Annotated in this window: 23 protein-coding genes; 22 read left to right on the top strand and 1 reads right to left on the bottom strand. The window is 53.5% G+C overall.

The window, feature by feature from the left end:
- Positions 1 to 66: 66 nt before the first annotated feature.
- Positions 67 to 333: a preprotein translocase subunit YajC gene (gene yajC / locus ACNAU7_RS02600; protein WP_003687494.1), complete on the bottom strand. Its 267-nt coding sequence runs from the start codon at positions 331 to 333 to the stop codon at positions 67 to 69.
- 130 nt (positions 334 to 463) lie between these two features.
- Between yajC and ACNAU7_RS02605 the strand changes: the two genes are divergently transcribed.
- The 22 genes from ACNAU7_RS02605 (at position 464) to ACNAU7_RS02710 (ending at position 19,087) form a co-directional block, all read left to right on the top strand.
- Positions 464 to 1,582: a histone deacetylase family protein gene (locus ACNAU7_RS02605; protein WP_416300439.1), complete on the top strand. Its 1,119-nt coding sequence runs from the start codon at positions 464 to 466 to the stop codon at positions 1,580 to 1,582.
- 204 nt (positions 1,583 to 1,786) lie between these two features.
- Positions 1,787 to 2,851, top strand: a complete 1,065-nt coding sequence (locus ACNAU7_RS02610) for a 2,3-butanediol dehydrogenase (RefSeq protein ID WP_025456896.1) — start codon at positions 1,787 to 1,789, stop codon at positions 2,849 to 2,851.
- A 140-nt stretch (positions 2,852 to 2,991) separates the two neighbouring features.
- Entirely contained in the window at positions 2,992 to 3,315 is a 324-nt protein-coding gene (locus tag ACNAU7_RS02615; RefSeq protein ID WP_025457909.1) for a phosphoribosyl-ATP diphosphatase, read from the top strand.
- Positions 3,316 to 3,386: 71 nt separating this feature from the next.
- Entirely contained in the window at positions 3,387 to 3,710 is a 324-nt protein-coding gene (locus tag ACNAU7_RS02620; RefSeq protein ID WP_002246030.1) for a histidine triad nucleotide-binding protein, read from the top strand.
- 47 nt (positions 3,711 to 3,757) lie between these two features.
- Positions 3,758 to 3,961 (top strand): Sec-independent protein translocase subunit TatA, encoded by a 204-nt coding sequence (tatA, locus tag ACNAU7_RS02625; protein WP_025457908.1) that lies wholly within the window; start codon positions 3,758 to 3,760, stop codon positions 3,959 to 3,961.
- Between the two features lie 3 nt (positions 3,962 to 3,964).
- Positions 3,965 to 4,651, top strand: a complete 687-nt coding sequence (gene tatB / locus ACNAU7_RS02630; protein ID WP_416300442.1) for a Sec-independent protein translocase protein TatB — start codon at positions 3,965 to 3,967, stop codon at positions 4,649 to 4,651.
- Between the two features lie 14 nt (positions 4,652 to 4,665).
- Positions 4,666 to 5,436 (top strand): twin-arginine translocase subunit TatC, encoded by a 771-nt coding sequence (gene tatC / locus ACNAU7_RS02635; RefSeq protein ID WP_416300444.1) that lies wholly within the window; start codon positions 4,666 to 4,668, stop codon positions 5,434 to 5,436.
- Between the two features lie 52 nt (positions 5,437 to 5,488).
- Positions 5,489 to 6,094: a Maf family nucleotide pyrophosphatase gene (locus ACNAU7_RS02640; protein ID WP_416300446.1), complete on the top strand. Its 606-nt coding sequence runs from the start codon at positions 5,489 to 5,491 to the stop codon at positions 6,092 to 6,094.
- Positions 6,095 to 6,109: 15 nt separating this feature from the next.
- Positions 6,110 to 6,463, top strand: coding sequence for a DUF2069 domain-containing protein (locus ACNAU7_RS02645; protein ID WP_002232122.1), 354 nt, complete (start codon positions 6,110 to 6,112; stop codon positions 6,461 to 6,463).
- Entirely contained in the window at positions 6,453 to 8,267 is a 1,815-nt protein-coding gene (locus ACNAU7_RS02650; RefSeq protein WP_416300448.1) for a Wzy polymerase domain-containing protein, read from the top strand. Before ACNAU7_RS02645 ends, ACNAU7_RS02650 begins: the two co-directional genes overlap by 11 nt.
- A 189-nt stretch (positions 8,268 to 8,456) precedes the next feature.
- Entirely contained in the window at positions 8,457 to 9,134 is a 678-nt protein-coding gene (gene misR / locus ACNAU7_RS02655; protein WP_003710489.1) for a two-component system response regulator MisR, read from the top strand.
- A gap of 12 nt (positions 9,135 to 9,146) precedes the next feature.
- The gene (gene misS / locus ACNAU7_RS02660) at positions 9,147 to 10,553 is read left to right on the top strand and encodes a two-component system sensor histidine kinase MisS (protein WP_416300451.1); all 1,407 of its coding nucleotides are present in this window, start codon (positions 9,147 to 9,149) and stop codon (positions 10,551 to 10,553) included.
- Between the two features lie 117 nt (positions 10,554 to 10,670).
- A complete protein-coding gene (locus tag ACNAU7_RS02665) occupies positions 10,671 to 13,100 on the top strand; it encodes a GNAT family N-acetyltransferase (protein WP_416300453.1) in 2,430 nt (809 codons plus the stop codon).
- A 44-nt stretch (positions 13,101 to 13,144) separates the two neighbouring features.
- Positions 13,145 to 13,390: a 30S ribosomal protein S16 gene (rpsP, locus tag ACNAU7_RS02670; RefSeq protein WP_416300455.1), complete on the top strand. Its 246-nt coding sequence runs from the start codon at positions 13,145 to 13,147 to the stop codon at positions 13,388 to 13,390.
- Positions 13,391 to 13,405: 15 nt separating this feature from the next.
- Positions 13,406 to 13,915 carry a ribosome maturation factor RimM gene (gene rimM / locus ACNAU7_RS02675; protein WP_416300457.1) on the top strand — a complete coding sequence of 170 codons (510 nt, stop codon included), beginning with the start codon at positions 13,406 to 13,408 and terminating at the stop codon, positions 13,913 to 13,915.
- A complete protein-coding gene (trmD, locus tag ACNAU7_RS02680; protein ID WP_019273085.1) occupies positions 13,915 to 14,664 on the top strand; it encodes a tRNA (guanosine(37)-N1)-methyltransferase TrmD in 750 nt (249 codons plus the stop codon). Before rimM ends, trmD begins: the two co-directional genes overlap by 1 nt.
- Positions 14,665 to 14,679: 15 nt before the next feature.
- Positions 14,680 to 15,045: a 50S ribosomal protein L19 gene (rplS, locus tag ACNAU7_RS02685; protein ID WP_002217809.1), complete on the top strand. Its 366-nt coding sequence runs from the start codon at positions 14,680 to 14,682 to the stop codon at positions 15,043 to 15,045.
- A 19-nt stretch (positions 15,046 to 15,064) separates the two neighbouring features.
- Complete coding sequence (locus ACNAU7_RS02690) at positions 15,065 to 15,370, top strand: hypothetical protein (protein ID WP_304671346.1); 306 nt, start codon at positions 15,065 to 15,067, stop codon at positions 15,368 to 15,370.
- Positions 15,367 to 16,092, top strand: coding sequence for a metal ABC transporter ATP-binding protein (locus ACNAU7_RS02695; RefSeq protein ID WP_416300797.1), 726 nt, complete (start codon positions 15,367 to 15,369; stop codon positions 16,090 to 16,092). The genes ACNAU7_RS02690 and ACNAU7_RS02695 overlap by 4 nt, the downstream gene beginning before the upstream one ends.
- Positions 16,093 to 16,127: 35 nt before the next feature.
- A complete protein-coding gene (locus ACNAU7_RS02700) occupies positions 16,128 to 17,003 on the top strand; it encodes a metal ABC transporter permease (RefSeq protein WP_118813964.1) in 876 nt (291 codons plus the stop codon).
- A 76-nt stretch (positions 17,004 to 17,079) separates the two neighbouring features.
- The gene (locus ACNAU7_RS02705) at positions 17,080 to 18,006 is read left to right on the top strand and encodes a metal ABC transporter substrate-binding protein (RefSeq protein ID WP_118787257.1); all 927 of its coding nucleotides are present in this window, start codon (positions 17,080 to 17,082) and stop codon (positions 18,004 to 18,006) included.
- Positions 18,007 to 18,292: 286 nt separating this feature from the next.
- Positions 18,293 to 19,087 carry a YadA-like family protein gene (locus ACNAU7_RS02710; protein WP_416300469.1) on the top strand — a complete coding sequence of 265 codons (795 nt, stop codon included), beginning with the start codon at positions 18,293 to 18,295 and terminating at the stop codon, positions 19,085 to 19,087.
- Positions 19,088 to 19,153 lie beyond the last annotated feature (66 nt).

The raw sequence follows: 19,153 nt of genomic DNA on the forward strand, positions 1-19,153 counted from the left end.
CCTTCGGTTGGAATTCAAAACAAAGTGCCGCATTCGGGCTTTCCCGATGCGGCTTGTCGGCACAAATCAATCGACTTTTGCGGCAATCGCATTGCGTTCTACTTCGACCTCGATTTTTGTACCCTGTCCGATATCCACGGTAAAAAACTGTTCGCCGACTCTGGTTACCTTACCCTTGAAACCTGCCGCCAAGACCACTTTGTCGCCGGCTTTCAAGGCGGCAAGCATTGCCTGATGCGCTTTGAATTTCTTTTGTTGGGGGCGCATGATCAGGAAGTAGAACACCACCATAATCAACACCAAAGGAGCAAATTGTGCAACAGCTTGATTCATAATTTATCCGTTCTTTCTAAATATGATTGAAAATCGAGCGGGGTATATAATAGCATAAGACCGTAAACAATATATCGGGTTTGCTGCCCATACCCAACCGTATGCCGTCTGCAACCCCTTTCCCGAACCCATGCCGCTGACCCGCCTGTTCCTGAAACTCTACGCCCTGCTGCGCCTTTTTTTGGGCAAAAACGCCCAGACCGCCTGGCTTTTCCACCCCGCCTGCACCGGGCACGAACCCGGAGCAAACCATCCCGATTCGCCCGACCGCATCCTCTGCATCGAGCAGGCATTGCGCCGCGCCGGTATTTGGCAGCACCTCCAAACCGTAGAGGCGGAAGAAATCAGCGATACGCGCCTTGCACTTGTCCACTCGAGCAAATATCTGAACCGTTTAGAATCTTGCCAGCCCCAAAAAGGCAAGATTTTCCGCCTGGATGACGACACTGCAATCAGCACAGGCTCGCTGTCTGCCGCACGCTTTGCCGCCGGTTCGGCAGTTCAGGCAGTCGACATGGTCATGAACCGCAAAGCATGGCATGCCTTTTGCGCCGCCCGCCCGCCCGGACACCATGCAGGCAGCGGCAAAGCCGGCGGATTCTGCCTGCTGAACAACGTTGCCGCCGGCGTCATGCATGCCATTGCCGAATACCGCCTGAAACGCATTGCCGTCATCGATTTCGATGTCCACTACGGCGACGGTACGGCAGAAATATTCAAAGACGATCCGCGCATCCTGTTTTTCAACCTGTTTGAAACCGACCTTTTCCCCTTCCCCGAAAACAACGATATGCCCGACGGCGGCAATATGGTGCACCTGCCCTTGCCGCCGGGAACGGGCAGCCGCACATTCCGCGAAGCCGTCCGCAGACAGTGGCTGCCCCGGCTTGCCGCATTCAAACCCGAACTGGTGCTGCTGTCGGCAGGATTCGACGCACACCGTCTGGACGAATCGGGCAGGCTCAACCTGCACGAGGCGGATTTTGCCTGGCTGACACACAAAATCATTCAGACGGCATCGGGCTGCCCCGGCAAAATCGTATCCGTACTCGAAGGCGGCTACACCCTTGAACCTCTGGCACAATCTACTGCCGAGCATATCCGCGTGCTGGCAGGGCTGGGCAAATCCGATACCGCAACCGCCTATCAGAAAACACTGTATCCAACAAAAAAACGGTTTGCCAAACCGAAAACCGGACAGATGCGCCAACCTACCCAATCCGACCGTTACGATATAAATGCCGTCTGAAGCCGATTCGGTTTTCAGACGGCATCATTATTTGACCTGACGCAAACAGAAAGCCTTCCGCGTGCTTAAACACATCTCTTGTAGTAAAATAACATCTAAACAGATTCAACCGGAAACGGTCAGGCTTCTTCACGCCATTCCCATTTCAACCGCCGTCCGACATTTTTCAGACGGCATTCCTACTTGAAAACAAGGAGCGTTACAATGAAAGCAGCACGTTTTTACGATAAAGGTGATATCCGCATCGAAGACATCCCCGAACCGACCGTCGCCCCCGGCACCGTCGGCATCAATGTTGCCTGGTGCGGCATCTGCGGTACCGACCTGCACGAATTCATGGAAGGTCCGATTTTCATCCCGCCCTGCGGTCATCCGCACCCGATTTCCGGCGAGTCCGCTCCCGTAACGATGGGACACGAATTCTCTGGCGTAGTCTATGCCGTCGGCGAAGGCGTGGACGACATCAAAGTCGGCCAACACGTCGTTGTCGAGCCTTACATCGTACACGACGACGTACCGACCGGCCCGGGCAGCAACTACCACCTCTCCAAAGACATGAACTTTATCGGCTTGGGCGGCTGCGGCGGCGGCCTGTCCGAAAAAATCGCCGTCAAACGCCGTTGGGTGCATCCGATTTCCGACAAAATCCCGTTGGATCAAGCCGCTTTGATCGAACCACTGTCTGTCGGACACCACGCCTATGTACGCAGTGGCGCGAAAGAAGGCGATGTCGCATTGGTTGGCGGTGCAGGCCCGATCGGTTTGCTGTTGGCTGCCGTGCTGAAAGCCAAAGGCATCAAAGTCATCATCACCGAGTTGAGTAAAGCACGCAAAGACAAAGCGCGCGAATCCGGCGTTGCCGACTACATCCTCGACCCGTCCGAAGTCGATGTTGTCGAAGAGGTGAAAAAACTGACCAACGGCGAAGGCGTGGACGTGGCATTCGAATGTACCAGCGTGAACAAAGTGTTGGATACTTTGGTCGAAGCCTGCAAACCTGCCGCCAACTTGGTTATCGTATCCATCTGGAGCCACCCTGCAACCGTCAACGTCCACAGCGTCGTGATGAAAGAACTGGATGTGCGCGGCACGATTGCCTACTGCAACGACCACGCCGAAACCATCAAACTGGTCGAAGAAGGCAAAATCAACCTCGAACCCTTCATCACTCAGCGCATCAAGCTGGACGAACTGGTTTCCGAAGGCTTCGAGCGTCTGATCCACAACAACGAATCCGCCGTTAAAATTATTGTGAATCCAAACCTGTAAGCAAATTATATTTGCAACAGCACAAATGCCGTCTGAAACGCTCAGACGGCATTTTCCAACGAAACGTAACAGGCGTATTGCCCGAGAGCAGCCGTTTAGCCTATCATTCCGAACAAACAGAAACAAACAGAAGGAAAATCATGGGAGATTCCGTACTATCCGCCATCCAACAAACCATCACCCAGCGAAAATCTGCCGACCCGTCCGAATCTTACGTCGCACAGCTCCTGCATAAGGGCGAAGACAAAATCCTAAAAAAAGTGATTGAAGAAGCGGGCGAAGTGTTGATGGCATCCAAAGACAAAGACCCGTCCCACCTGGTTTACGAAGTTGCCGACTTATGGTTTCACACCATGGTTCTTCTGACACACCACGACCTGAAGGCGGAAGACGTACTGGACGAACTTGCGCGCCGTCAAGGTTTGTCGGGCTTGGCCGAAAAAGCCGCTCGCACAGAATCTTGAATTTATATTACAATCCGCACTTTCCCACATTCAATCCGTCTGACCGCTTTTCAGACGGCATCGGAGCTGTTATGGACAACTGTATTTTCTGCAAAATCGCCGCCAAAGACATTCCGGCGCAAACCGTCTATGAAGACGGGGAGATGATTTGTTTCAAAGACATCAACCCCGCTGCTCCGGTTCATCTGCTGCTGATTCCCAAAGTCCATTTCGATTCGTTGGCACACGCCGCTCCCGAACATCAGATGCTGCTGGGCAAAATGATGTTGAAAGTTCCCGAAATCGCCAAAGCGGCAGGACTGGCAGACGGTTTCAAAACCCTTATCAATACCGGCAAAGGCGGCGGACAAGAGGTCTTCCACCTGCATATACACATCATGGGCACACCCGTATAAACCGTTATTTCACAATCAACCCCCTAATACTTACTTAAGGATACATCATGGGCAGTTTTTCTCTTACGCACTGGATTATCGTACTGATTATCGTCGTTTTGATATTCGGCACCAAAAAACTGCGCAACGTCGGCAAAGACCTCGGCGGCGCGGTTCATGACTTCAAACAGGGGCTGAACGAAGGCACAGACGGCAAAGAAGCCAAAAAAGACGATGTAATCGAACACAAAAAAGACGAAGACAAAGCATAACTTATGTTTGATTTCGGTTTGGGCGAGCTGATTTTAGTCGGCATTATCGCCCTGATTGTCCTCGGCCCCGAACGCCTGCCCGAGGCCGCCCGCACCGCCGGACGGCTCATCGGCAGGCTGCAACGCTTTGTCGGCAGCGTCAAACAAGAGTTTGACACGCAAATCGAACTGGAAGAACTGCGCAAGGCAAAGCAGGAATTTGAAGCTGCCGCCGCTCAGGTTCGAGACAGCCTCAAAGAAACCGGTACGGATATGGAAGGCAATCTGCACGACATTTCCGACGGTCTGAAGCCTTGGGAAAAACTGCCCGAACAGCGCACGCCTGCCGATTTCGGTGTCGATGAAAACGGCAATCCGCTTCCCGATGCGGCAAACACCCTATCAGACGGCATTTCCGACGTTATGCCGTCTGAACGTTCCGATACTTCCGCCGAAACCCTTGGAGACGACAGGCAAACCGGCAGTACAGCCGAACCCGCGGAAACCGACAAAGACCGCGCATGGCGGGAATACCTGACTGCTTCTGCCGCCGCACCCGTCGTACAGACCGTCGAAGTCAGCTATATCGATACTGCTGTTGAAACGCCTGTTCCGCACACCACTTCCCTGCGCAAACAGGCAATAAGCCGCAAACGCGGTTTGCGTCCTAGATCCCGCGCCAAACCTAAATTGCGCGTCCGTAAATCATAAAGAGGGCAAATCCGGTGTCCGAAACACAAAACGAACAACCCGTCCAACCGCTTGTCGAACACCTCATCGAGCTGCGCCGCCGCCTGATGTGGACGGTTGTCGGCATCTTAGTCTGCTTTTTCGGCCTAATGCCGTTTGCCCAACAACTCTATACTTTTATCGCCGACCCGCTGATGGCAAACCTGCCCAAAGACACCAGCATGATTGCGACCGATGTCATCGCACCGTTTTTCGTTCCGGTCAAAGTTACCCTGATGGCGGCATTTTTAATTTCGCTGCCGCATACGCTCTACCAAATCTGGGCATTTGTCGCCCCCGCACTCTATCAAAACGAAAAACGCCTGATTACCCCGCTTGTCCTCTCAAGCGTCAGCCTGTTTTTCATCGGTATGGCATTTGCCTACTTTCTGGTTTTCCCCGTCATTTTCAAATTCCTTGCCGGCGTAACCCCCGTCGGAGTCAATATGGCGACCGACATAGACAAATACCTCTCCTTCATCTTGGGGATGTTTGTCGCATTCGGTACAACATTTGAAGTTCCCATCGTCGTTATCCTGTTAACCAAAATCGGCGTGGTAACAACCGAACAACTCAAACATGCCCGCCCCTATGTCATTGTCGGTGCGTTTGTCATTGCCGCAGTCATCACACCACCCGACGTTATTTCACAAACCCTGCTTGCCATTCCGCTGATTCTCTTATACGAAGCAGGTATTTGGTTCGGACGCTTTTTCACGCCACGTTCAGAACAGGATGGCGACATACAGCCGCCTGTAAAAACCTGACACTATGCCGTCTGAAGCCCCACCTCATACCGCCACAGATTAAGGAATACCTTTGAATACCCTCTATTTAGGTTCAAACAGCCCACGCAGAATGGAAATCCTGACGCAGTTGGGCTATCGGGTCGTCAAGCTGCCTGCCGACATCGACGAAACGGTCAGACAGAACGAAGACCCTGCCCGTTACGTTCAAAGGATGGCAGAAGAAAAAAACCGAACCGCCCTGACCCTCTTTTGCGAAACCAACGGCACAATGCCCGATTTCCCCCTGATTACCGCCGACACCTGCGTCGTTTCAGACGGCATCATATTGGGCAAACCCCGCTCCCAAGCCGAAGCAATCGAATTTTTAAGCCGATTGTCCGGCAAACAACATACCGTCCTGACTGCCGTCTGCATTCATTATCGCGGCAATGCGGAAAACCGCGTCCAAACCAACCGCGTCGTTTTCAAGCCCCTGAGTTCGGAAGAAATTTCCGCCTATGTCCAAAGCGGCGAACCGATGGACAAAGCCGGTGCCTACGCCGTACAAGGCATAGGCAGCATCTTTATCCAATCTATCGAAGGCAGCTTCAGCGGCATTATGGGGCTGCCCGTTTATGAAACCGTTTCGATGTTGCTGGATTTGGGATACCGTACCCCACCCTTCATCCGAGCCTAACCCGTAAAGACCGCCGTGAACAAACAAACCGCTTACCTCCTTGCTTCTTTCAGCCTGATCGCACTGATAATCCTATCCCTTTCCTGGGAACTGTGGATTGCACCGTTGCGCCCGGGCGGCTCGTGGCTCGCGCTCAAAGCCCTCCCCCTCTGTCTGCCGCTTTCAGGTATCTTGAAAAAGAAAATCTATACCTACCAATACAGCTCCATGCTGGTTCTGATTTATTTTGCCGAAGCCGTTATGCGCCTGTTCGACGCTTATCCGGCAGAACAGATTTGCGCCGCGCTTTCCGCAGTATTCAGCATCATCTTCTTCATATCCTGCCTGTCGTTCGTCAAACAATACAAGGAAACAAACAATGCCCGCTGAAACGCCCGTATCCGGCATCCGCCCCGCCGCCAAACTGCCGATTTACCTATTGCCCTGTTTCCTTTGGATAGGCATCGTCCCCTTTACCTTCGCACTCAGGCTGGAACCGTCGCCCGACTTTTACCACGATGCCGCCGCCGCAGCCGGCCTGATTGTCCTATTGTTCCTCACGGCAGGAAAAAAGCTGTTTGATGTCAAAATCCCACCCATCAGCTTCCTTCTGTTTGCAATGGCGGCATTTTGGTATCTTCAGGCACGCCTGATGAACCTGATTTACCCCGGTATGAACGACATCGTCTCTTGGATTTTCATCTTGCTCGCCGTCGGCGCGTGGGCCTGCCGGAGCTTGGTCGCACACTACGGACAAGAACGCATCGTGACCCTGTTTGCCTGGTCGCTGCTTATCGGCTCCCTGCTTCAATCCTGCATCGTCGTCATCCAGTTTGCCGGCTGGGAAGGCACCCCTCTGTTTCAAAACATCATCGTTTACAGCGGGCAAGGCGTAATCGGACACATCGGACAGCGCAACAACCTCGGACACTATCTGATGTGGGGCATACTCGCCGCCGCCTACCTCAACGGACAACGAAAAATCCCGCCCGCCTTGGGTGCAATCTGCCTGATTATGCAGACCGCCGTTTTAGGTTTGGTCAATTCGCGCACCATCTTGACCTACATAGCCGCCATCGCCCTCATCCTTCCCTTCTGGTATTTCCGTTCGGACAAATCCAACAGGCGGACGATGCTCAACATAGCCGCAGCCGTATTCCTTACCGCGCTGTTCCAATTTTCCATGAACACCATTCTGGAAACCTTTACCGGCATCCGCTACGAAACTGCCGTCGAACGCGTCGCCAACGGCGGTTTCACAGACCTGCCGCGCCAAATCGAATGGCGCAAAGCCCTTGCCGCCTTCCAATCCGCCCCGATATTCGGGCACGGCTGGAACAGTTTTGCCCAACAAACCTTCCTCATCAATGCCGAACAGCACAACATACACGACAACCTCCTCAGCAACTTGTTCACCCATTCCCACAACATCGTCCTCCAACTCCTTGCAGAGATGGGAATCAGCGGCACGCTTCTGGTTGCCGCAACCCTGCTGACGGGCATTGCCGGGCTGCTGAAACGCCCCCTGACCCCCGCATCGCTTTTCCTGATCTGCACACTTGCCGTCAGTATGTGCCAAAGTATGCTCGAATATCCTTTGTGGTATGTCTATTTCCTCATCCCCTTCGGACTGATGCTCTTTCTGTCCCCCGCAGAGGCTTCAGACGGCATCGCCTTCAAAAAAGCCGCCAATCTCGGCATACTGACCGCCTCCGCCGCCATATTCGCAGGATTGCTGCACCTGGACTGGACATACACCCGACTGGTTCACTCCTTTTTCCCCGCCACTGACGACAGCGCCAAAACCATCAACCGGAAAATCAACGAGTTGCGCTATATTTCCGCAAACAGCCCGATGCTGTCCTTTTATGCCGACTTCTCCCTCGTAAACTTCGCCCTGCCGGAACACACCGAAACCCAGCCTTGGGCGGAAGAAGCAACCCTCAAAGCACTAAAATACCGCCCCTACTCCGCCACCTACCGCATCGCCCTCTACCTGATGCGGCAAGGCAAAGTTGCAGAAGCAAAACAATGGATGCGGGCGACGCAGTCCTATTACCCCTACCTGATGCCCCGATACGCCGACGAAATCCGCAAACTGCCCGTATGGGCGCCGCTGCTGCCCGAACTGCTCAAAAACTGCAAAGCCTTCGCCGCCGCGCCCGGGCATCCGGAAGCAAAACCCTGCAAATGACCCGCGCCGGCGGATGCGGATGCCGCCCGAAATGTAAAGCTCCCTGCAAGACATTGCAAAAAACAGCAAACCGGCAGGGAAATACGCTATCAAAAAACATTGCAGCCGTGTTAAGATGAGCCGTCAAACAATCTTTTCACGCCCCTTCCGAAACAGGATCGGGGCAGACCCTTACGAAAAGGAAACACCATGAGCCGCGTATTACTCGTAGACGACGACGCACTGCTGACCGAACTGCTGACCGAATACCTGAGCGCCGAAGGGCTGAACGTCCGCAGCGTTTCCGACGGCGAAGCCGGCGTACAGGAAATCCTAAGCGGGCAATACGACGTGGTCGTATTGGATTCCATGATGCCCAAAATGAACGGGCTGGACGTTTTGAAAAATGTCCGCTCGCAAAGCACCGTCCCCATCATTATGCTGACCGCCAAAGGCGACGACATCGACCGCATCATCGGCTTGGAAATGGGTGCGGACGACTATGTGCCCAAACCCTGCACGCCGCGCGAACTCCTGGCGCGCATCAACGCCATCCTGCGCCGCACGCAACACGGCGGCGAACAAAACAACGCACCGAACAGCATCTCCGCCAGCGATGTCGTCCTATACCCCGCCAAACGCCAGGCTTCCGTCAAAGACACGCCGCTGGAGCTGACCAGTACCGAGTTCAACCTGCTCGAAGTCCTGATGCGCCACGCCGGCCAGGTGGTCAGCAAAGAAACCCTGTCCGTCGAAGCGCTCGACCGCAAGCTGGCAAAATTCGACCGCAGCATCGACGTACACATTTCCAGCATCCGGCACAAACTGGGCGATGCCTCGCTGATTCAAACCGTACGCGGCTTGGGCTACCTGTTTGTCAAAAACTGAAGCAGCGGGCAAATGAAACTGTTCCAACGCATCTTCGCCACATTTTGCGCAGTCATCGTCTGCGCAATCTTTGTGGCGAGTTTTTCTTTTTGGCTGGTGCAGAACACCCTTGCCGAAAACCAGTTCAACCAACGCCGCACCATCGAAACCACATTGATGGGCAGCATTATTTCCGCATTCAAGACACGGGGCGACAACGGCGCGCGCGAAATCCTGACCGAATGGAAAGACAGCCCCGTATCATCCGCCGTTTACGTCATACAGGGCGACGAGAAAAAAGACATCTTAAACCGCTATATCGACAATTACACCATAGAACGCGCCCGGCTGTTTGCCGCCGGACACCCCCATTCCAACCTTGTCCGCATCGAATACGACCGTTTCGGCGAAGAATACCTGTTCTTCATTAAAGGCTGGGACAACCACCAGGCACAACGCCTGCCCAGCCCGCTGTTTATCCCGGGCCTGCCGCTTGCCCCGATTTGGCACGAATTCATCATCCTCTCCTTCATCATCATCGTCGGACTGCTGATGGCATATATCCTTGCCGGCAACATTGCCAAACCCATCAGAATCTTAGGCAACGGCATGGACAGGGTGGCAAACGGAGAACTTGAAACCCGCATCTCCCAACAGGTCGACGACCGCGACGACGAATTGTCCCATCTTGCCATCCAATTCGACAAAATGGCGGAAAAACTCGAAAAACTCGTTGCCAAAGAACGCCACCTGCTCCACCACGTTTCCCACGAAATGCGCTCCCCGCTTGCCCGTATGCAGGCAATTGTCGGACTGATTCAGGCACAGCCCCAAAAACAGGAACAATATCTCAAACGGCTGGAAGGCGAACTGACCCGCATGGATACGCTGGTCGGGGAACTGTTAACCCTGTCCCGCCTCGAAACCTCCAATATGGCTTTGGAAAAAGAAAGCCTGAAACTCCTGCCCTTTCTAGGCAACCTGGTAGAAGACAACCAAAGTATCGCCCAAAAGAACGGACAGACGGTCGCCCTGTCCGTCGACGGAAAAATCCCCAAAAACACAACCATCCTTGCCAACGAAAGCTACCTGTACCGCGCCTTCGACAACGTCATCCGCAACGCCGTCAACTACAGTCCCGAAGGCAGCACCATCCTGATCAACATCGGACAAGACCACAAACACTGGATAATCGACGTTACCGACAACGGTCCCGGCGTGGACGAAATGCAGCTCCCGCACATCTTCACCGCTTTCTACCGTGCAGACTCCAGTGCCAACAAACCCGGAACAGGGCTTGGACTTGCCCTGACACAACACATCATCGAGCAGCACTGCGGCAAAATCATCGCCGAAAACATCAAACCGAACGGTCTGCGGATGCGCTTTATCCTACCCAAGAAAAAAACCGGTTCCAAAACAGAAAAAAGTGAGAACTGACCATAATGCCGTCTGAACCGGTTTCAGACGGCATTGCACAAACAGTTACCCCAAAACAAACACACAGCGGGTGCATCTCCAAAAATCACGCACATACCGTCCGCAAAGGAATATATCATGTCGGCACAAACCGATCCCGGCTACTTCTTCATGCCCAACCACATTATCCTGATAGGCGCGAGCGAACAACCGTACAGCCTGGGCGAACGTGTACTCAGCAACCTGCTGAGTACGCCCTTTCAAGGAAAAATCACCCCCGTAAACCCGCGCCACCACACCATAGCCGGGCTGCCCGCCTACACCAGCCTCAACAAAATCCCCGGCAGTGCAGACCTGATTATTGCCGTTACCCCGCCCGACAGTTACGACACCCTCCTCAAAACCTGCCGCAAAAAGCAGCTCCGACACATCATCCTCATACAGGACTGGGACAGCCTGTCTACCGCAGAACTGCACACCGCCGAAACTGCCATCCGCAAACACCACGGCAACGGACTCAACATCACCGCCTGCACCACCGCAGGCATCCAACTGCCCTCACTCGGACTCAACATCAGTACCCAAGACGGATACGCCGCAGGTCATACCGCCATACTGACCGGCAATGCCGCCGTCAGCCGCCAAATCGACAACATCCTGAACAAACTCCGTCAAGGCACATCCCGCCACATCAGCCTGCATCCCGGCATAAGCCCCATCACATCCGCCGATTGGCTCAACCGCTTCGGCCACAGCCTGCACACCAAAACCGCCGTCCTACACCACAACCCTGAAGAGGATCAGCGCAAACTGTTCAGCGCAATCCGCCAATTTACCCGCCATACGCCGCTGATTCTCCACATCACCTGCCGCACGACAGAAACCGACCGTGCCGTACTGCACTGCCTCGCCCGACACTGCAACTTCCTCATCAGTTTCAACGCCGACGACCTTGAAGCCGCACTGCGCGCCCAACTGTCCGACCTTCCACCCCTGTCCCGACTCGACATCCTGTCCGACACGCCTGCCGAATGGCTGCACGCGCACGCGCCAAAAAACCTCACCCTCCACTTTCCCAACCTTCCCCACCACATCCGCAACGGACACCTGACCGGCACACCCACACCCTCAATCTGCCACGACATCGCCTCACGTCAGCTTGCCCGCCCCGACACCCAAGCCGTCCTGACCATCCTCAGCCCCTCCGGACACGAGGATTACAAAAAAACAGCACGCGCCCTTATCCGCCTGTCCGAACAGACCGCCAAACCCCTGCTCGTCAGCAGCCCCTTTTCAGACGGCATAACACATTTCGACACCCCCGCACAGGCAATCCGCACCCTTTCCTACCGCAACACCGCCGCCGCCCTGAAACAGGCACAGCTCGACATTGCACCGCCGCAGCCATGCCGTCTGAAAACACCGCAACCCCAAAACATCAAAAAAGCCCTTGTAGCGGCAAATTCCTCCCTGCTCGCCGAAGCCCTGCACCTCCCCCCCTACCGGCACACCACCACCCATAACGCCGTCCAATTCCAATTTGGCAGCCACCCCCTCTATGGCGACATCCTGACCGCACGCCGCAACGGACAAACCACTGCCGTACTCCCGCCGTTTACCACGCTCGACAGCCGCCACCTTGCCCGCTTTGCCGAACTCGACGGCACACAAACCCTCGACCAGTTCCTGCACACACTGACCGTCATTCCCGAATACCGCCAACACATTCTCGGCATTACCCTCAACCTAAACGGCGGACAATACAGCAGCGATTTCCTCTTAAAGACACCCGAAACACACGACACGCCCAAACGCAAGAACACAGGCAAAGCCGCCCAAACCCTCGAACATGCCGCCGCAAAAATGCAGAGTGCCGCCGCATACCTGAAACACAAAAACCCGACAGCCGCCGAATTTCTCCGCCACACAAGCGAAGCCGCCGCAGAACTGCTCGGCAGCAAAACCGAAACCGGAGCAGCCGTACCCAACGTACTTGCCCCCTATCCCGCAGCACACCCCAAAACACTGTCCCTAAAAAACGACACGACCGTTACCATTACCCCCCTTTTGCCCGAAGACGCAGAAGCCAAACAGCAGTTCGTCCGCAGCCTCAGCCCCGAAGCACGGTACACACGCTTCATAACCCACACCAACGAACTGCCCGCCGCCACGTTGGCACGCCTGTGCAACCCGGACTACTACTGTGAAGCCGCATGGACGGCAAAGGATGCCGACAGCAACATCGTCGCCGTCGTCCGCCACAGCCGCCTGAACCGCAACGAATGCGAATTTGGCATCACACTGGCGGAACATATGCGCGGCAGCGGACTGGCACAGAAAATGATGGAACTCATCATCCAAACCGCCGCACAGCAAGGCTACCGGACTATGAGTGCCGACATTCTCAAAACCAATACTCCCATGATCAAACTTGCTGAAAAATCAGGATTTACCCTCAAGGAATCGGACACCGAAAAAAACCTGTACCGCGCATATCTGAACCTTGCGGCAGACAAAACAACAGAAAAAACAAATAAAAACTTGCGCACCGACCACAAAATAACCTAAAATCGGCAGTTTCCATATATCCGATTTTCTCAAAAGGACTCAAAATGGTAGTTATCCGTTTGGCACGCGGCGGCTCGAAACACCGCCCCTTCTACAACGTCATCGTTACTGACTCACGCAGCCGCCGCGACGGCCGCTTCATCGAACGCGTAGGCTTCTACAACCCCGTAGCCAACGAAAAACAAGAGCGCGTCCGCCTCAATGCAGACCGCCTGAACCACTGGATTGCACAAGGTGCGCAGGTTAGCGACTCTGTTACAAAACTGATTAAAGAACAAAAAGCCGCCTAATCCGCATTTGCCGCCATGACAGACACTCAAAACCGGGTAGCCATGGGCTACATCAAAGGTGTATTCGGCATAAAAGGCTGGCTAAAAATTGCTGCCAATACCGAGTATTCCGACAGCCTTTTGGATTACCCCGAGTGGCAATTGGTCAAAGACGGAAAAACCGTTGCCGTCTCCCTTGAAGGAGGGAAGGTTGCCAACGGCGAACTCCAAGTCAAATTTGAAGGGATAAACGACCGCGATTCGGCATTCTCATTGCGCGGTTACACCATCGAAATCCCCCGAGAAGCCTTCGCACCGACGGAAGAAGGGGAATACTACTGGGCAGACTTGGTGGGGATGACCGTCGCCAACAAAGACAATACCGTACTGGGCAAAGTCAGCAGCCTGATGGAAACCGGTGCAAACGATGTATTGGTGGTTGACGGGGAATACGGGCAAATCCTGATTCCGTTCGTATCCCAATACGTCGAAACCGTCAATGCCGGCAGTAAAACCATTATTGCCGATTGGGGTTTGGACTACTGATGCTTATCCAGGCGATTACCATTTTCCCCGAAATGTTCGACAGCATAATCCATTACGGTGTAACGGGGCGTGCAAACAAACAGGGGATTTGGCAGTTTCAATCGGTTAATCCCCGAGCGTTTGCCGACAACAGGCTGGGCTATATCGACGACCGCCCGTTCGGCGGCGGGCCGGGAATGATTATGGCGGCTCCGCCGCTTGATGCGGCGATAAAATATGCCAAGGCACAATCCTCCCACACTGCAAAAGTTATCTGCCTCAGCCCGCAAGGGAAACCGCTGACACATCAGAAAGCGGCAGAACTGGCAAAACTCCCGCACTTGATTTTGCTGTGCGGACGGTACGAGGGCATAGACGAAAGACTGCTGCAAAGCAGTGTCGATGAAGAAATCAGCATCGGGGACTTTGTCGTTTCCGGCGGAGAGCTTCCCGCTATGATGCTGATGGATGCGGTATTGAGGCTCGTACCCGGCGTATTGGGCGATATTCGGTCTGCCGAACAGGATTCGTTCTCAAACGGTATCCTGGATTGCCCCCACTACACCAAACCCTTAGAATTTCAAGGTATGGCTGTCCCGGAAGTACTCCGTTCGGGCAATCATAACTTGATTGCGGAATGGCGGTTGGAACAATCGCTTCGCCGCACCCTGGAGCGCAGACCCGACTTATTGGAAAAGCGCGATTTAATCCCAAAGGAATCCCGCCTCTTGAAAAAAATCCTGCAAGAGCAACGGGAAATCCAATCATAATTTAGGAAAAAAACAATGAACCTGATTCAACAGCTCGAGCAAGAAGAAATTGCCCGCCTGAACAAAGAAATCCCCGAATTCGCACCGGGCGACACCGTAGTCGTATCCGTACGCGTCGTGGAAGGTACCCGCAGCCGTCTGCAAGCCTACGAAGGCGTGGTTATTGCACGCCGCAACCGTGGTCTGAACAGCAACTTCATCGTCCGTAAAATTTCCAGCGGCGAAGGTGTTGAACGTACTTTCCAACTGTACTCTCCGACCGTCGAAAAAATCGAAGTCAAACGCCGTGGCGACGTACGCCGTGCCAAACTGTACTACCTGCGCGGCCTGACTGGCAAAGCTGCACGCATTAAAGAGAAATTGCCTGCACGCAAAGGTTAATCCAAACCCGTTTTCCCCAATGCCGTCTGAACCTTCAGACGGCATTTCTTATTGCCGCAACATCCGCAACGGAACAGCACCAAGAAGCACACCCCTTCCGGCACATCCCGAATCCCCGTCCGAACCGAACAAAATTTACAGACCAAACGTTATACAGTATCATATCAGCCATATAACGATAAACGCTTTACCGCCTTCCCTTTCAAAACCGCAAATCATCATGACACCTTCCCTTTTACTATCAGGATTGACCTTCCGCCTCGTCCTTGCCCTGATTGCCGTATCCCTTTTATGGGGCGTTTACTTTTGGGCAGTATCCGCATGAGCATCATTGTCGAAAACCTGACCGTCAGCTACCGCCGCCGACCTGCCGTGCACCATGTGGACATTACTTTTGAAGAACATAGTATGTGGGCGGTTTTCGGTCCCAACGGCGCGGGGAAATCCACCTTTCTCAAATCCTTAATGGGATTGCAGCCTATCGATACGGGCAGCATCCGGCTGGACGGATTGACCCGTCAGAACATTGCCTACCTTCCCCAGCAGTCCGACATCGACCGCTCCCAACCTATGACCGTTTTCGACTTGGCGGCAATGGGGCTTTGGTATGAAATCGGCTTTTTCAAAGGGATAAATGCCGCTCAAAGACAACGCGTCCACGAAGCCTTGGAACGTGTAGGAATGCGGCAGTTTGCCCACCGCCAGATTGCCCACCTTTCCAACGGACAGTTCCAACGCGTCCTTTTCGCCCGAATGCTGGTTCAAAACGCCAAATTCCTACTTCTGGACGAACCCTTCAATGCCGTTGATGCACGGACAACCTACGAGCTTCTCGACGTATTGCAGAAATGCCATTGCGGCGGACACGCCGTCATTGCCGTTTTGCACGATTACGAACAAGTCCGCGCCTACTTTCCCAATACCCTGCTGCTCGCCCGCGAAAAAATTGCGGCAGGCGCAACCGAGACCGTGTTGGCAGAACCTTACCTCACCCAGGCCAACGCCAAGATGCAGAAACAGGAAAGCCCCGAATGGTGCGCCTCATAAATGCCGTCTGAAACCATGTCCCCGTGCCAAACACTATGAACCCCTACGACCTGCTTATCACACCCTTTGCAGAATTCGATTTTATGCGCTATGCCTTCGCATCCGTCTTCTGCCTGTCCCTCAGTGCCGCACCCGTCGGCGTATTCCTCGTTATGCGGCGGATGAGCCTGATCGGCGACGCACTCAGCCACGCCGTCTTGCCCGGAGCCGCCGTCGGCTACATATTTGCCGGCTTGAGCCTGCCCGCTATGGGTGCGGGCGGGTTTGCCGCCGGTATGCTGATGGCGCTGCTTGCCGGACTTGTCAGCCGCTTTACCACCCTGAAAGAAGATGCCAACTTTGCCGCCTTTTATCTCAGCAGCCTCGCCATCGGCGTAATCCTCATCAGCAAAAACGGCAGCAGCGTCGATTTGCTCCACCTTCTTTTCGGCTCTGTGCTTGCCGTCGATATTCCCGCCCTGCAACTCATCGCCGCCGTCTCCGGCCTCACGCTCATTACCCTTGCCATCATCTACCGCCCCCTCGTACTGGAAAGCATAGATCCCCTGTTTCTCAAATCCGTCGGCGGCAAAGGCGGGCTTTGGCACGTCGTTTTCCTCATCCTCGTCGTTATGAACCTCGTATCCGGCTTTCAAGCCCTCGGCACCCTGATGTCGGTCGGATTAATGATGCTGCCCGCCATTACCGCCCGCCTATGGGCAAGAAATATGGGGACGCTCATTCTGTTGTCCGTCCTCATCGCCCTCTTTTGCGGTTTGACCGGGCTGCTCATTTCCTACCACATCGAAATCCCATCCGGACCCGCCATCATCCTCTGTTGCAGCGTCCTTTATCTCTTTTCCGTCATACTCGGAAAAGAAGGCGGCATCTTGCCCAAATGGCTCAAAAACCACCGCCACCATACCACCTGACACGGCAGGCTGCTTGAACAAACAGGCAGCTTGTTTTACCATAATGAATGTTACGTTATATCACAGGAGAACAGTTATGAAACACCCCAAACTCACCCTTATTGCCGCATTGCTGACCACTGCCGCAACTGCCGCACCCCTGCCGGTTGTAACCAGTTTCAGCATTTTGGGCGACGTTGCCAAGCAAATCGGCGGAGAGCGCGTATCCATACAAAGTTTGGTCGGCGCCAACCAAGACACGCACGCCTATCATATGACCAGCGGCGACATTAAAAAAATCCGCAGTGCAAAACTCGTCCTGATTAACGGTTTAGGTCTTGAAGCTGCCGATGTGCAACGTGCCGTCAAACAAAGCAAAGTATCCTATGCCGAAGCGACCAAAGGCATCCAACCCCTCAAAGCCGAAGAAGAAGGCGGACACCATCACGACCACGATCATGACCACGACCATGACCACGAAGGACACCACCACGACCACGGCGAATATGACCCGCACGTCTGGAACGACCCCGTCCTTATGTCCGCCTATGCCCAAAACGTCGCCGAAGCCCTGATAAAGGCCGACCCCGAAGGTAAAGTTTATTATCAACAACGTTTGGGCAACTACCAAATGCAGCTCAAAAAACTGCACAGCGACGCACAAGCCGCATTTAACGCCGTCCCTGCCGCCAAACGCAAAGTCCTGACCGGGCACGACGCATTTTCCTATATGGGCAAACGTTACCATATCGAATTCATCGCCCCGCAAGGTGTGAGCAGCGAAGCCGAGCCTTCAGCCAAACAAGTCGCCGCCATCATCCGACAAATCAAACGCGAAGGCATCAAAGCCGTCTTTACCGAAAACATCAAAGACACCCGTATGGTTGACCGCATCGCCAAAGAAACCGGCGTCAACGTCAGCGGCAAACTGTATTCCGACGCACTCGGCAACGCGCCCGCCGACACCTACATCGGAATGTACCGCCACAACATCAAGGCAATGAGCGAAGCGATGAAGAAATAAACCCTAAACACACAATGCCGTCTGAAACCTTTTTCAGACGGCATTCTCATACCCGTGCACAAAAGGCAGCCCCACAACGCACAAATATATAGCGGATTAACAAAAACCGGTACGGCGTTGCCCCGCCTTGTCCTGATTTTTGTTAACCCACTATACAATGACCAACATAAACCATTGAAAAAAAAAAAAAAAAATGGATAAAATAATACAACGTATTATTTACAGAGTAAGGGTCTGAATATATAATCGGAGGATTACGTTAGCTTTAACTCTAATTGGTACAATCATGACCCACTCCGACAAAAAACATACGGCAATATCCAAACTCATCCTCACAGCAGCAGCCACAGGAATCGGCATATCCGCCGTACCATACGCTCAGGCTGACGGCAATGGGGCAACGACGGTTGGAAAACTGGTTATAAACCCAATAACTGATGATGAAAATAAACAAACAGTTGAAGATACATACGATCCGGAGAACTTTATTACACGTGGGCCGTTTCCCATCGGCTATGACGGCGGTGGCACCCTGATTACCAATATTGCAAATGGTGGGATTGGTCTGGGTTCGACTGATGCGGTTACCGGAGATCAACTGTATCAACTGTATAACCACGTACCTGAAAAGATTGAGGAAAAGCTTGAGGAATTTCGTGAGAATCTAATTCAAGGATTACCGGATAAATTCAATGAGTCTGAATCAGACGTTAAAATTGAATATTCAAATAACAAACTAACTCTAACCCTTTCCGAAAATGGGAAAGAGAAAATCAACAATATGTCCTCCTCTGAACAGATTTCCTCTATAGAGCAAAAAGTCGACAAGTTGGATAAATCAATGAACGGCGGTATCGCCAAAGCAGGAGCGGTTGCACTCCTTCCTCAACCGACTTATGCGGGACACTCGATGGTATCCGCTTCTACGGCACACTACAACGGTGAACAGGCTCTTGCAATCGGTTACTCCAGCCTCTCAGATAACGGCAAAGTAATCCTGAAGGCAGGTGCTTCGTTCAATTTCTCCGGCAACAATACCAAAAAACCGTTATTTGGAGCGGCTGTCGGCTATCAATGGTGATCTTCCGCCATTAATACCTATTGGAACACAGCCTATAGTAAAAATGCCGCACTTGCAGATAAGTGC

It is taken from the genome of Neisseria sp. LACPHL-SPEC-2024-00856 (assembly GCF_047915665.1).
Taxonomy (GTDB): Bacteria; Pseudomonadota; Gammaproteobacteria; order Burkholderiales; family Neisseriaceae; genus Neisseria; species Neisseria polysaccharea.

Bases quoted from the DNA above. Each gene is read 5' to 3' on its own strand.
- ACNAU7_RS02695 (WP_416300797.1), top strand. From the start codon at position 15,367: ATGAGCATCATTGTCGAAAACCTGACCGTCAGCTACCGCCGCCGACCT.
- rpsP (WP_416300455.1), top strand. From the start codon at position 13,145: ATGGTAGTTATCCGTTTGGCACGCGGCGGCTCGAAACACCGCCCCTTC.
- ACNAU7_RS02700 (WP_118813964.1), top strand. From the start codon at position 16,128: ATGAACCCCTACGACCTGCTTATCACACCCTTTGCAGAATTCGATTTT.
- misR (WP_003710489.1), top strand. From the start codon at position 8,457: ATGAGCCGCGTATTACTCGTAGACGACGACGCACTGCTGACCGAACTG.
- tatA (WP_025457908.1), top strand. From the start codon at position 3,758: ATGGGCAGTTTTTCTCTTACGCACTGGATTATCGTACTGATTATCGTC.
- ACNAU7_RS02605 (WP_416300439.1), top strand. From the start codon at position 464: ATGCCGCTGACCCGCCTGTTCCTGAAACTCTACGCCCTGCTGCGCCTT.
- rplS (WP_002217809.1), top strand. From the start codon at position 14,680: ATGAACCTGATTCAACAGCTCGAGCAAGAAGAAATTGCCCGCCTGAAC.
- rimM (WP_416300457.1), top strand. From the start codon at position 13,406: ATGACAGACACTCAAAACCGGGTAGCCATGGGCTACATCAAAGGTGTA.
- ACNAU7_RS02705 (WP_118787257.1), top strand. From the start codon at position 17,080: ATGAAACACCCCAAACTCACCCTTATTGCCGCATTGCTGACCACTGCC.
- ACNAU7_RS02610 (WP_025456896.1), top strand. From the start codon at position 1,787: ATGAAAGCAGCACGTTTTTACGATAAAGGTGATATCCGCATCGAAGAC.
- tatB (WP_416300442.1), top strand. From the start codon at position 3,965: ATGTTTGATTTCGGTTTGGGCGAGCTGATTTTAGTCGGCATTATCGCC.
- ACNAU7_RS02665 (WP_416300453.1), top strand. From the start codon at position 10,671: ATGTCGGCACAAACCGATCCCGGCTACTTCTTCATGCCCAACCACATT.
- ACNAU7_RS02615 (WP_025457909.1), top strand. From the start codon at position 2,992: ATGGGAGATTCCGTACTATCCGCCATCCAACAAACCATCACCCAGCGA.
- trmD (WP_019273085.1), top strand. From the start codon at position 13,915: ATGCTTATCCAGGCGATTACCATTTTCCCCGAAATGTTCGACAGCATA.
- ACNAU7_RS02650 (WP_416300448.1), top strand. From the start codon at position 6,453: ATGCCCGCTGAAACGCCCGTATCCGGCATCCGCCCCGCCGCCAAACTG.
- ACNAU7_RS02690 (WP_304671346.1), top strand. From the start codon at position 15,065: ATGCCGTCTGAACCTTCAGACGGCATTTCTTATTGCCGCAACATCCGC.
- misS (WP_416300451.1), top strand. From the start codon at position 9,147: ATGAAACTGTTCCAACGCATCTTCGCCACATTTTGCGCAGTCATCGTC.
- yajC (WP_003687494.1), bottom strand. From the start codon at position 333: ATGAATCAAGCTGTTGCACAATTTGCTCCTTTGGTGTTGATTATGGTG.
- ACNAU7_RS02710 (WP_416300469.1), top strand. From the start codon at position 18,293: ATGACCCACTCCGACAAAAAACATACGGCAATATCCAAACTCATCCTC.
- ACNAU7_RS02620 (WP_002246030.1), top strand. From the start codon at position 3,387: ATGGACAACTGTATTTTCTGCAAAATCGCCGCCAAAGACATTCCGGCG.